Origin of the sequence: Bacillus sp. FJAT-18017, assembly GCF_001278805.1 — a bacterium.
Taxonomy (GTDB): domain Bacteria; phylum Bacillota; class Bacilli; order Bacillales; family Cytobacillaceae; genus Bacillus_D.
Window position 1 is genome coordinate 4,905,722 of sequence record NZ_CP012602.1, and the last position, 13,376, is coordinate 4,919,097.

The 13,376-nt window shown below is 45.0% G+C and carries 8 protein-coding genes; 1 reads left to right on the forward strand and 7 read right to left on the reverse strand.

Annotated features, from left to right (window positions below; all coding sequences use genetic code 11):
* Positions 1–79: 79 nt before the first annotated feature.
* From AM500_RS23015 to AM500_RS23050, 7 genes are all read right to left on the reverse strand, one after another.
* Positions 80–259: a hypothetical protein gene (locus AM500_RS23015; RefSeq protein ID WP_053601308.1), complete on the reverse strand. Its 180-nt coding sequence runs from the start codon at positions 257–259 to the stop codon at positions 80–82.
* Positions 259–1,272 (reverse strand): branched-chain amino acid ABC transporter permease, encoded by a 1,014-nt coding sequence (locus AM500_RS23020; RefSeq protein WP_053601309.1) that lies wholly within the window; start codon positions 1,270–1,272, stop codon positions 259–261. The genes AM500_RS23015 and AM500_RS23020 overlap by 1 nt, the downstream gene beginning before the upstream one ends.
* A 7-nt stretch (positions 1,273–1,279) precedes the next feature.
* The gene (locus AM500_RS23025; protein WP_043931412.1) at positions 1,280–2,140 is read right to left on the reverse strand and encodes a branched-chain amino acid ABC transporter permease; all 861 of its coding nucleotides are present in this window, start codon (positions 2,138–2,140) and stop codon (positions 1,280–1,282) included.
* 164 nt (positions 2,141–2,304) lie between these two features.
* Entirely contained in the window at positions 2,305–3,012 is a 708-nt protein-coding gene (locus AM500_RS23030) for an ABC transporter ATP-binding protein (RefSeq protein WP_053601310.1), read from the reverse strand.
* Complete coding sequence (locus AM500_RS23035) at positions 2,990–3,763, reverse strand: ABC transporter ATP-binding protein (protein WP_053601311.1); 774 nt, start codon at positions 3,761–3,763, stop codon at positions 2,990–2,992. Before AM500_RS23035 ends, AM500_RS23030 begins: the two co-directional genes overlap by 23 nt.
* Before the next feature lie 317 nt (positions 3,764–4,080).
* Positions 4,081–5,283, reverse strand: a complete 1,203-nt coding sequence (locus AM500_RS23045; RefSeq protein ID WP_053601851.1) for a substrate-binding domain-containing protein — start codon at positions 5,281–5,283, stop codon at positions 4,081–4,083.
* 735 nt (positions 5,284–6,018) lie between these two features.
* Complete coding sequence (locus tag AM500_RS23050) at positions 6,019–9,258, reverse strand: AfsR/SARP family transcriptional regulator (protein ID WP_053601313.1); 3,240 nt, start codon at positions 9,256–9,258, stop codon at positions 6,019–6,021.
* A 644-nt stretch (positions 9,259–9,902) separates the two neighbouring features.
* Between AM500_RS23050 and AM500_RS23055 the strand changes: the two genes are divergently transcribed.
* Positions 9,903–13,274, forward strand: a complete 3,372-nt coding sequence (locus AM500_RS23055) for a trifunctional glycoside hydrolase family 18/polysaccharide deacetylase/glycosyltransferase family 2 protein (protein WP_442854018.1) — start codon at positions 9,903–9,905, stop codon at positions 13,272–13,274.
* Positions 13,275–13,376: the final 102 nt, after the last annotated feature.

Genomic DNA, 13,376 nt, shown 5'->3' on the forward strand with positions numbered 1-13,376 from the left:
CTATACTATAATCATTTTTCACTAGTCATCAGGTACGCCAGCGCCTCAAAAAAAGAGCGCATCCAGCGCTCCAGCAAAGTTATGATTCTCCGACAACTTCCTTAATAAACTCCATTGCCGAGTCAACTGACTCGAATAGCACTTCCTTGTCTTCCTGGACGTGGGTAACTTTGACACGCCAGTATTTCCTGCCGCTATCCAGTTCTATATCAGTCAGTTGGAACCGCAAAACAAACGAGGCGACTTGTTTTGTTTTCATCAGGAATCTCCCTGGCTGATCGCTTCTGGTTTCACAGGGACAGCAGTTTTCTTCTTTTTACGCTTCAAGTTCAAACTGCGCAATGAGCCCACGATACCTTTCGGAAAGAACATAACCGCAAGGATATAAATAATTCCGAAAAAAATGATCCAGCGCTCGAAGATGACGTGCACCTTGGCAAGCTCAACAAGCCAGTGATGGGAAAATTCAATGATTCCCGCGCCGATGATGGCACCAACAAGTGTCCCAACACCGCCGATAATTGTCATCATCAATGCATCAAGCGTAACATCCATGGCGAATACACTTGTATTTACGAAACGTAATGAAACAGCATAAAGGATTCCCGAAATGCCAGCCAGGATACCAGAAACTACGCTGGCGATGACTTTATACTGCAAGACGCTATAGCCGAGCGATTCGGTACGCTGCTCATTTTCCCGGATCGCAAGAAGCACTTTTCCAAGCGGGGAATTGGTGAACCGCTGGAGCAGCATGAACACTACAACCATGGAAGCCAGGCAAATCAGGTAAAAATCTGTCCTGTCCTTTAGGAAATCCGGCACCCTGAACGTAAAGCCATCATTGCCATACGTAATCGTGCGCCATTTTTCAGCAAGGACGAGGAACAGCCCGGCAAATGCCATTGTCAGCATTGCATAAAAATGGCTCTTCAGCCTCAATGTCAGCAGACCGACAAAGTAGCTGACAACCCCTGTCAAAAGAATTGTCACAAGAACCGCGAGCAGGAAATAATTCGTCTCGGGCTCGAACTGTTTCATGAAGACACCAACCGTATACGCTCCTATTCCAAAGAACATTGCGTGCCCAAACGAAACAATTCCCGTATAGCCAAGGAGAATATCGTAGCTCATCGCAAAGATCGCAAAGATAAACACTTGTGAAAGGAGGATTAACAGACTCCTTGAATCATAGACAAACGGCAGAATGGCCAGAAAGGCAGCAACCAGCACGTAAAATAGTGTTAACTTGCTTGAAAATAGTCGTGTCATGCTCCGCTCACCCCTTTGCCCCGAACAAGCCCTGCGGCCTGAAGACTAGTACTACTACCATCAACATCATATTCGCTGCCAGCGCCAAATCCGGCACATAATAGGCCATGAAGGAACCTGACAGGCCAACAAGAATCGCGGCCATTGCCGAGCCTGAAATACTGCCCATCCCTCCGATGACAACAACGATGAAGGCAAGGATTGCAAACTCCATCCCCATTTCGGCGTAAATGACTCCGGAATAAGGCCCGAGAAGCATCCCGCCGAGAGCTGCCATCCCGGCCCCAATCATAAACACGAACATGAACACCTTCTGAATGTTAATTCCGAGCGCCTGAACCATTTCCTTATTCATTACTCCCGCCCGGACAACAAGACCGATTTTCGTCCTCTTAAGAAGAAATTGAACAAACAAGAATACCAGCAGGCCTACAAAAATAATAAACGCGCGGTATTTAATGATAAGAACATCGCCAATCTCCCAGCTGCCTGCTAAAAAGCCAGGTGTTTTTGCCGAGATTTGGTTTGGTCCCCAAAAGACTTTAAGCATTTCCGAAAGGACCAACATTAAGCCAAGTGTAATGAGAATTTGCTGGATATGGTTGCCGTAGACGGGCTTAATGATCCAGCGTTCCGTCAGAATGCCGAGAATCATACCGGTTATGATGGCGGCCACGATCCCCAAAAGAAAGCTTCCGGTTTTGTTGTAAACGGCTATGCCGCTGAAGGCACCCCAGGCAAACAGTCCTCCATGGGCAAAATTCAGGACATCCATCAGTCCGAATATCAAGGTAAGACCTGCTGCTAAAAGAAAAATCAGCATCCCTGTAGCAAGGCCATTGAGGCTTAAGTTTATTAAAAGTTCCAAGTCTATCTCCCCTTTCCATGTGGAAAAGGGGCGGAGCATGCAATGAGTAAGGAAATATTTCCTGTTTGAAAAACAATGAAGGATAGCTAGACTATCCGCTGTTTACCATCGCCCTGCTCCACCGCCTTGTTTGGTAGTGTATATTACTTGAAGATTCATAGTTTCTAAGCAATTCCAAGAAACTTCCGTCTCATTTCCTCGTCTTCCCTGAGGATATTCATCGGACCGCTCGAGACTGTCCGCCCGTCATCGACGATATAGAAGCTGTCCCCGATGGTGCTTGCCATCATAAAGTTTTGTTCGACGAGGATGATCGTTGTCGTTTCTTTCATCTGTTGGATTGAATCCATGACTTTTTCGACGACGATTGGCGCAAGCCCCTTGCTTGGTTCGTCAATTAAAAGCAGTTCATTATCGTTGACATAGGCTCTTGCGATTGACAGCATTTGCTTTTGGCCACCGCTTAAGAGTCCCCCAGGCTTTTTCCAGAATTTCTTAAGGTCTGGGAAAAGATCAAGAATATAGCTTAGCCGCTTTTGCGTAATCTCATTATCCTTTTTAATCGCTACTTTAATATTTTCCTCGACAGTCAGCCCTGCAAAAATGCCCTGATCCTCGGGGACATACCCGATGCCCTTGTTGGCAATTGAATATGGAGGCAGTGCCTTTATATCCTCGTCCTTAAAGAGAATAGTTCCTTTTGTAGCAGGGTTAAGGCCCATGATGGTCCTTAGGGTTGTCGTCTTGCCTGCCCCATTCCGGCCGAGCAAAACCGTTACCTCACCCTTCGGCACCTCAAACGAAACACCCTGAAGAATATGGTACTGGCCAATATAAGTTTCAACCCCATCAAGCTTTAGCAGCGTGCTCACTATGCAAACCTCCCAAATAAGCAGACTGGACAGTCTCATTTTTCATAATTTCCTCTGGAGTTCCATCTGCCAGCAGCGTGCCGTTGAAGAGGACCATGATCGTATCAGATAAATCCATGATCATATCCATTTTGTGCTCAATAAGGATAATCGTCCGATCGCCGCGCTGCTTAATTTTCTTGATGACCTCAAGAATTGCGGGAACCTCTTCAAGTGACATGCCGGCTGTCGGTTCATCTAAGAGGAGTACTTCTGTGTTTAAAGCAAGCAGCATGGCAATTTCAAGCTTACGTTTTTCCCCGTGCGCCAAATTGCTGGCCAAGGCATCCTTCTTATCCTCAAGCAGGACGAGCCTAAGCCACTCGATTGCTTCTTCTTCAAGTTTTTTATACGACTGGAAATGCCTTAGCATTTGATATCGGATGCCAGCCTGTGATTGGCAGGCAAGACGTACATTTTCAATGACGGTCAGGTTCGGGAAGACATTGGTAATTTGAAAGGATCGCCCAATACCAGCCCGCGTCCTTTTGGTTGGGGAAAATTTTGTGATTTCATTCCCCTTGTAGAAGACCTGGCCCCTGGTTGGGAGCAACTGTCCACTCAGCAGGTTAAAGAACGTCGTTTTCCCGGCGCCATTCGGTCCGATGATTGACTTGAAATGGTTCTCCGGAACTGAAATGTTTACAGAATCGACTGCCGTGTGGCCGCCGAATGTAATGGTTAAATCCTTTGTTTCTAAAATTGCTGTCAAATGTGTTCACCACCTGTGCTAATTTTGAAAAGAACAATGAACTTCGGTTAAGTGACCGAAGTTCATTATTTCGATTACTTGTCTAGCTACAAAAGAGTAAGCTTCGGAAGCATTGACATCGCACGAAGGAAAAGCGATAGCTTTTTCGAGGAGAGTCCTAGCCCCTCGAGGTCTTAAGCCGTGCCCCTCCGGAGGGCAAGCCCATCCTGCGTGGCCCGTCTTAAGCTGGTCGGGGCTGACCACTAAGGAAAGCTCCTCAGAATCATCATCGCAGGGACAGGCGTTTTTTGCCTGTCACGAAGGCGCTTCCGCTTTTCCTACTTGACTCGAATTGGCGGAGCAGTTTCCTCAGGAGACAGTTCCCTGATCAGGACTGGTACCGGATAATTGACGCCAGGCTTCTTCTCAAGCTTGATGGCGTATAGAGATTGAAGTGCCTGGTGATCTTCTTTTCTGAACGTCATCTTGCCTTTTGGAGATTCAAAGCTCATGCCTTCCATTGTTTCGATTAATTTATCAGTGTCCGTGTTACCATCAGTTTTCTTAATAGCTTCAACAATCGCGATGGCCGCGGACATACCGCCAGGAGTGAACAGGTCAGGTACTTCTCCATTGAATTTCTTCTTATGCTCGTCAACAAGCCACTTGTTAATATCGTTTTGCGGAAGGTCGTGGTAGTAAACAGTGAAGCCTTCCATGCCTACTAGCGGCTCCATCGTTGCAAGCGCCGCAATATCAGGGGCACCTGTAGAGATTTTGATTCCTTTTTCCTGAACTTTCATATCAGCAATCTGGTTCCATGGGGAGTTTGCCCCGGCCCAAACAACAAACAGGTACTCAGGCTTTTGGTCAATGATTTTTTGAATATTTGACGTAAAGTCAGTTGCTGCTGGATCTGCGTATTCCTCATGGATGATTTCTGCGCCAAGCTTTTCTGCAGCTTCTTTAAATGCGGCTACTCCATCACGGCCAAACGAATAGTCAGGAGCGAGCGTGGCAATTTTTGTCCCTTTCTTGGCAATCGCAGCTGCACCCGCAACTGCGTCCTGAGACGAGTTACGCGCGGTACGGAAAATGTATTTATTGAATTCTTCACCAGTGATACTGTCCGCGGCAGCTGGCTCAACGATCATGATTTTTTCATATTCTTCAGCTAGAGGAAGGACAGCGAGTGTATCTCCGGAGCTGGAGGATCCGACAAGGAAGTCAACCTCGTCTTCTTCCAGTAACTTCGTAGCTTTTTGGACAGCCACTTCCGGTTTTGTTTCCGTATCTTCTACAATAAATTGAATCTTTCTTCCGGCAACTTCATTTTTTCCATCAGTTGCGTAAGCAAGGCCAAGTTCAAAGCCGCGCAGTGTCTGCTTGCCATACGCTTCAAGCCCGCCAGTCTGTGATGCCAGGACACCGATTTTGATTGGTTTGGTATTCTTTTTGTCTCCACCTTTATTTGTGGATCCGCCGGCCTCTTCATCACCACATGCACTCGTGAATAAAAGAACCATAATGAGAGTAAACATTAGTGCAATATTCCGTTTCGTCGATTTCACTTTTCCTGCCCCCTTTAAAATGTTTAATCAAAAGCGCTTCAAGCTGTGAGTTCATCTTAAAAGGAGCAAGTTACAAATGAGTTACATGCGGAACAAAAGAAAATAAGCTTGATGCCCGAGCCTCTCACCATGCAAAAAATCCCCCTGTATCTCAGGGAGATTTAGAAGGATTTATAAATATAAAGAGCGAAATGTTTTAAACTACCAAAGCACTCTATAGATCAATTGAAAATGAATTATCCGCTTTTGCTCTTAGTACCTAATTGTTCATCAGCTTTATGAATGTACACTTTTCCCTCGGTCGGAAGTTTTTGACACTTCGGCCAACCCGAAATGTCCTTGAAATCGGTCTTCGAGTACATTTTGATACTCGGACTGACCCGAAATGTCCTTGAAACCGTTCTTCGAGTACATTTTGACACTCGGACTGACCCGAAATGTCCTTGAAACCGTTCTTCCAGTACTCGGACTGTCATTGATAGTTTTTATGATTGACACTTTGCCTCGTTCGGAACCCCGAATTGTCATTCATCTCCTTTATGAATGACACTTTGCCTCGTTCGGAACCTCGAACTGTCATTCATCGCCCTTATGAATGACACTTCGCCTTGTTCAGAGGCCCGAGTTGTCATTCATCGCCTTTATGAATGACACTTTGCTTTGTCCGGAGGCTCGAGTTGTCATTCATTATCCTTGCTTCATTCCTTATCCCCTGGACTGTATAATCATTTCATACATATGCCTGGTCGGTTCAAGCGGGGTAACTCCAAGTTCTTTCTCAAGGATTTCACAGCATTTTTTATACCATTTGATAGCTTGAGGCCGATTGTTTTTCCGGTAATAACAGAACATCAGCAGCCTGTATGCTTCCTCCCAGGTCCGGTCTTTTTCGATAATTCGCTGGCACCAGTGGATTGCGGCATCATAGAGTTCTTTTCTGACATTCAGTTGAGCGAGTTTTTCGGCACTTCGCAAAAAGTAGACCATTAGACGCTCCCGTTCATTGATGCACCAGTCTTCATACCGTTTCTCCGGAAGAAAATCGCCTTGGTAGTACTGAAGGGCCCTCTCCAAAAGCTCAATTGATTTCTCAAGATTCGTTTCGACCAACCCAGTCTCGGCCATTTCCTCAAAAGACTCGCAATCAAGCTCAATTGCAGCATGCGGGTTGACGCTATAGCCGCTTCCTTCCCTGATGATAAAAAAAGAAGCTGATCGTGCTTTCCTTGCGGGCTCCAGAACATTGCTCAGTGCATTTAACGCCACTTTGAAGTCACGGTCTGCATTCTTTTCCGGCTGTTCAGGCCATAGCAATTGAAAAATATCCTCTTTTAAAAGGAATTGCTTTTTCTTGGTTAATAACAGCTGGAATAATTCCTTTGCCTTTCCCCTTTGCCAATCACGCTCCTCAATTTCCCTGCTGCCAAGCCAAACTTTGAAGCGGCCCAATGTCTGCACTCTTACCGTATAGCCTGGATGCGCACTTAGCCGCGGCAGATTCAAGTCCTCAAGCAACTTTTCAGCGTATGAAGGCATGACAGCCTCTTTAACCGCCTCAATCAGCATTGGTGCAAAAACCTGCATATCACGCGGACCAAATGTTGTCCTTTTTTTAACGAAGAATTCATATTCGCCAGTTTTCATCAATCCCAGAAACCCGGCGAAGAAGGACTTAAACTGCTCCATAGCTCCAGCGGTATAGGAAAGATAAGACTGCCAGAACGAAGCGAGCATTTTTCCATAGTCGTCCCCGCATTCGGAAAATAGCCCTTCCGCCTTTTGAAAAAACTCGCTTGCCTCTTGCTCTTTGTTGTTGTAGTTTGCCGATATTCCCATACAAATGGTGATAAGTGCGGATAGCCAAATATCTTGGACTTTCTCTGTTTCAACAAGCGCAAGTCTTCCTGATTCCATAGCACGTTCGTATTCGCGGCGGCTTCCATACAAAACACAAAGGCCCATCAACGGCTCTGCCTTGCCTCTTTCCACATTCAAGCGTCCCATAATTTCAAGTGCAGTCTGATAGCACTGTTCGGCAAGCTTGAGTTCATACTGGTCGATCAGCTGGACGGCATGGCCCATTCGGATCCAGCCACAGCCTTCTACATACGGAGCCTGCACCTGGATTCCATGCTGGATTCCCGACTGTGCAAGAGCTTTCGCTTCAGTACCGTTTCCAGTAAAGGCTTCAAGTAAGGCCAAAAGTAAATCTGTTTCACGATGAGATTGCGGCAGTGCCGACTTTTTCAAAGAATCAGCAGCCTGCATAGAAGAAGTTAGCACCCTTCTCATTTCCGCAAACCGCCCTGTCCGGAGATAAAGTCTTGCCTGGAGGTTGTCATCCTCAACCGGTGTTCCCATTGCCCTTGCCCGCTCCAGCCACTTTTCTGCTTTCAATGCCTGTCCGTTATTAATCAAATTTTCGGCCAGAAGCCGATACAGCCTGCCTGTATCTTCTGCCGAGCCGGATAAAAGTGATTTTTCCCGAAGCTCAATTGCCTGGGCCAGCAGCCGCTCCGCTTTTAACGGCTGGATCGTATCAAGGTAGATTTTCGCCTTCCCTTCAAGCGCCTTGCACTTCCATTCAAGATCTCCCTGCTTCCCGGCTGTTTCAATTGCCTGATCATATAACCCCTCTGCCTGCTCGTAGTTTGAACGAAACCGATTTACCTCTCCTTCAAGGAAAAGGAGGCGGGGATATCTGATTTTTTCGGTTTGGGGAATTCTTATTAGTCGGTCATTTAAACTTTCCAACTTTCCATTTTCCAAAAGCTGTATGCCCTGTTCGTTCATTATTCCGGCAGCCGCGTCATACTGTCCGATTTTTTCATAGCAATACAAAGCCTCTTCCCACTGCCGGTTCCTCTCGTAAAAGCGGGCGCTGTTCAACATTAGCTGGCGATGAAGGCTGGGTTGATTAAGAATCAGCCTTTCCTCGAGAAATTCGCGGAACAGTGCATGATATCTGTATTGGCCCTCGCCGACCTGATGAATGAACAAATTTTTTGCGGTCAGTTGCTGAAGCATGGCCTGCGAGCCATTCATTCCCAGGACATAATCACATACATCTGTACTAATTTCCTCAAAAATAGAAGTTTGCTCCAGGAATTGCTGAATCATCGGCGGCTGCTTTGAAAAGACTTCATGAACCAGGTAGTGAAACAAATCTTCAAGTGACTTTGATGGCTGGACAAACAGGTCATTCAAGCTCTGCAAAGAGGGAAGCTGCTGGGCAATCATCCCGATCGCGATGACCCAGCCCTCGGTGATGACAAAAAGCTGTTCTAATTCCTCGTCGGAAAACTCCACTTCGTAAGAATCGCTTAATAAAAGATCGATTTCCTCTTTTCCAAAAACAAGATCAGCCTTTGTAACCTCGTTTAGTTGATTTACCGCCTTCAGTTTCGCAAGGATTTTCCAGCCAGGCCGTGTCCTTGTCGAAAGCACCAGGTGGAGATTGGCGGGGATATGCTCGAGCAGCATCTCCATCCAGACATTGATGTGGTAAGAATGTTCAACAGAGTGGAAATCATCGATAATCAGAATAATCGGTTCAGCGATGGCCACAACTTCATTTATAAAAATGGAACATAGCATCCCAAGCTCTTCGTCCCGTATATAGCGGTCCATCGTTTTAATATAGGTTGCCAATTCGAGGCCAAACTCAGGGAAATTCGTCCGTATGGAAGCAATTAAATATGATATAAAAGGAAGAATATCGTCATCGGAGGAGGAAATGGTATACCAGCAGCAATCCTGCTTTTCATCCTTTACATACATGACCAGCGCCGAGCTTTTGCCATATCCAGCGCCAGCCTGGACAATGGTCAAGGGTTTATTGGTAACCGCTTTCAATTTCATCGAAACAGCAGCTCGTCTGACCCATTGCTCTTGCTGAGCCGGAACTACCAATTTAGTTTTGATTAACGGCAATGTTCCCTGCATACTATCTCCATCCTATTTTCGTAATATTGGAATTATTTTACCATAAAACTTATCTCCTTGGAGAAAATGGCTAAAATAAAGTAAACCTTCTAAAGACCCCTTAATTTCCAGTAAAAACAATAAGGATTACCCCCAAAAGCACAACCTTTAAACCTAAATCTATCTTTTGAGACCTGTCTAGCTCCACAAGGAAAGAATAGTCATCGGTTTTTCTTAATACGAAGCGCTTGCGCTTTTCTTGTTGGCCATTTTAATTTATCAAACTAGCAAACGAATTACACCTAAGAGGAGGAGATTAAGTGGATCGTATTTTTAGGTGGATTATCAGGTCCTTATTTGCACCTGTGACAGGAAGTACCGGGGCAGTTGCAAGTACACTTGGTTTTTTTCTCGCCTTTTTACCATTAGATCGTTTCAATATACCGCTAATAGTCTTATTGTTAGCCGTATCCCTAGTGTTTCGCCTTAATTTCATCGCCTTGTTTCTTGGAACGTTGATTACCTTTTTTGTACCGCACATCCGCCAATTGCCTTTATTGGATTTGCCGGTATTGGAAGATATTCAGGTCATTTCGAATCTCAAGGCTAGATTCGAAGCTTCCCCTGCAGCTGCTTCAGGAATAGTTGGGGGCTTCGTTGGGCTTATCACCTACTATTTCTTCCACTGGTTTTATAATTTAGGCTTGAAAACATCGAAGGAAAACCAGGATTCTATTTTTCTTGACCCGGCAAAAAGCCGTTGGTCGATTATTAAACGAATGGGTGTAGGCTTCATTTTATTAGTAGTTTTTATATCCACTATCTTTATAGAAAGCCTGGCGAAGAACCCGGTATTTCCCAAGTTAAACCTGGATAGCAATGTGACAGCAAAAAGTGAAATTGAGTCTATCAATACAAAGCTAAGCGAGAAGGAGCTGGCATCTCAGCTTTCTAACTCAAAAGCCCCTGCTGCTCCAGAAAGTTTAGGTAAGCTAACTCAAAAGCAACTGTCAACAAAACAAGAAGTTTACGCATTTTACGTCGACTGGGACGAAAATAGTAAATTGTCTTTCCAGAAACATAAAGACTCAATTACAACCGTGGTGCCCGAGTGGCTCCAGCTTACTTCTGAGCTCCGACTGAAAACAAGCATAGACAAGTCGATTGTCAAAGAAGCAAAGGCCCATAATATCAAAATCCTCCCACTTGTTAATAATGTTGTAGATAACAAGTGGGATGGGGATACACTGCACCGTTTATTTACCGTTCCTGGTGCAGAAGAAGATTTTATTAAAAGCATGTTGCGATATGTGCAAAGAAATGAATTTGACGGAATTAATATAGATTTTGAGGAAGTCCATCCAAAGGACAAAGGGCAGTTCACCCAGTTTATGGACAAATTGTATAAAGCCTTTCATGAACAAGGCCTTATGGTCACAGTTGATGTCCCGCCGAACAATCCCAGCTTTAACTACCCTGCTCTTGCAAAGAGTTCTGACCGAGTATTCGTAATGCTTTATGACCGGCACCATTCCATAAGTGCTCCTGGTCCAATTTCCCCATCGAATTGGGCAAAGGAAAGCCTGAGCCAACTCGGGATTCCTTCTGAAAAATTGATTGTCAGTCTGGGAAACTACGGCTACAACTGGGAGGAAAATGCAAAACAGCCCGCAGAGCCGATTACATTCAGCGAAATTATGAAGCTGGGAAGCACGTCCGATTTAAAAGTCCATTGGAGCAGCGTGGCCGGAAATCCTTATCTCCGCTATAAGCAAGATGGGAAAAATCATACAGTTTGGTTCCTTGACGCTGCGACATTTTACAATCAAATGAAGCTGGCAATCGATAGCGGTTCAAGAGGAGTCGCACTTTGGCGCCTTGGTTCCGAGGACCCTGCCATCTGGGATTTCATAAATCAGCCCGATGAAATTCAAAACCCGTCTGCTGCTTTGGATACTTTGGCCTCCAATGAGCCAGATATTGTAACAGGAGCCGGGGAGGTTATAAAGGTTTCTAAAGCTGAGACAGGGAAACGAACAATCAAGCTGAATGGAAATGGCTTAATTGATTCAGTGAATTACGCCAAGCTGCCAAAGCCATTCCAGGTGGCTCAATATGGCAAGCCCGCTTCAAAGAAAGTTGTTCTTTCCTTCGATGACGGCCCTGATCCAGCGTATACACCACAAATCCTGGACATCTTAGAAAAGAATAATATTAAAGGAACCTTTTTTATTGTTGGGGAAAACGCCCTTCAGCATCAAGAACTCGTGGAAAGGATGCATGAGGAAGGCCATGAGATTGGCAATCATACATTTACACATCCTGATGTAACTAACCTCTCTCCATTTCAAATGAAAATGGAATTAAATGTGACTCAGCGATTGATTCAACAAATTACTGGCCATTCGATGACCATTTTCCGGCCGACATATGATGCCGATACAGTGCTAACGAAAAAGGGCGAACAACAGGCGGCCCTGGAAGCCCAGAAACTAGGATATACGATGGTTAGCGAATCCATAGATTCCGATGATTGGAGAACACTATCCTCAACCGAAATCGTCAAGGATGTACTAAAACAACTTCCGGAAGGAAATGTGATTTTAATGCACGACGCCGGCGGCGACCGGTCCAGTACGGTTGAGGCCCTGCCATTAGTCATTAAGGAGCTTACGGAACGCGGATATACGTTCACCACTGTTGGTGAGTTAATTGGAAAAACCAAAGAAGAAATAATGCCGCCTGTCGATGAGAGCAATCCTTACCTTGTCTATAACAAGGCAGTATTCACCATTATGCAAGGCTGGGATAAAGGCCTAAGTGTTCTATTTTATTCAGCCATTCTGTTAGGAATCCTAAGGCTAATCCTTTTCGTTTTCCTTTCAAGAAAACAGATTAAAAGAGCTAGAAAGACTGTGCCAGACCCTGATTTCACACCGAATGTTAGTGTTGTCATTGCAGCCTACAATGAGGAGAAGGTCATTTGCAAAACGATCAATTCAATACTAGCAAGCGAATATCCACACTTTGAGGTGTTAGTAATCAATGATGGTTCTAAGGACCGTACCGCGGCTGTTGTTCAAGAAACATATGCAAACAACCCGCTCGTCCGTTTATTCAACAAGGAAAACGCAGGAAAGTCATCTGCTGTGAACCTAGGCTTTAAAGAGGCCCAGGGAGAAATTGTCGTAGCCCTTGATGCTGATACATTGATAGCTGAAAATGCCATTTCTCTGCTTGTCCGCCATTTTAGCAATGAAGAGGTTGCCGCTGTTTCAGGAAATGTAAAAGTCGGCAATAAAGGGAACCTGCTTACAAAATGGCAGCACATTGAATATGTTACTGGCTTCAATCTGGAAAGGCGGGCTTTTGCTGCCCTCAATTGCATCACGGTTGTACCAGGTGCAATTGGTGCATGGAGAAAATCAGCTGTTGTAGAAGCAGGCTACTTTAAAGAAGATACACTTGCAGAGGATACTGATCTTACCCTTACCCTTTTGCGCAATGGGAAAAAGATCGAATTCGAGGAAAAGGCATATGCCTACACAGAAGTTCCTGAAGATATTAAAAGTCTGGCAAAGCAGAGATACCGCTGGGTTTATGGTACATTGCAATGCCTCTGGAAGCACCGAGATGCATTGTTTAATACAAAGCATAACTCGTTAGGTTATATTGCTCTTCCAAACATGTGGATTTTCCAGTACTTCTATCAAATCATAGCGCCCATTGCGGATCTATTATTCATTTTTGCACTCTTTACACCGCACCCTGAGAGAGCCGTCATCGGGTTTGTTCTGTTTTACCTGCTGGATTTCTTTTCTGCTCTTTATGCCTTTAGTTTGGAAAAAGAAAATCCAAGGCCGCTTGTTTCCCTGTTCTTGCAGCGGATCCTGTACAAGCAGCTTATGACATATGTAGTGATAAAGTCGGTAATCTCAGCAGTAAAGGGAGTAACCGTAGGCTGGGGCAAATTGAAACGAAAAGGGAGTGCAACACAGGAAACCACTATTGTGAATGACAATTCGGCTAGTTTCTAAACCATGCCTTTCCCAATTGGGGAAGGCTTTTTTAATGGTCAACCATTAAAGCCGTTCAATAAAGAAGGACCATCCCATTTTGAGATGCCTTCTCTTTATTGA

Coding starts and splice junctions, on each gene's coding strand:
- AM500_RS23020 (WP_053601309.1), bottom strand. CDS start 1,272: ATGACACGACTATTTTCAAGCAAGTTAACACTATTTTACGTGCTGGTT.
- AM500_RS23050 (WP_053601313.1), bottom strand. CDS start 9,258: ATGCAGGGAACATTGCCGTTAATCAAAACTAAATTGGTAGTTCCGGCT.
- AM500_RS23045 (WP_053601851.1), bottom strand. CDS start 5,283: ATGTTTACTCTCATTATGGTTCTTTTATTCACGAGTGCATGTGGTGAT.
- AM500_RS23015 (WP_053601308.1), bottom strand. CDS start 259: ATGAAAACAAAACAAGTCGCCTCGTTTGTTTTGCGGTTCCAACTGACT.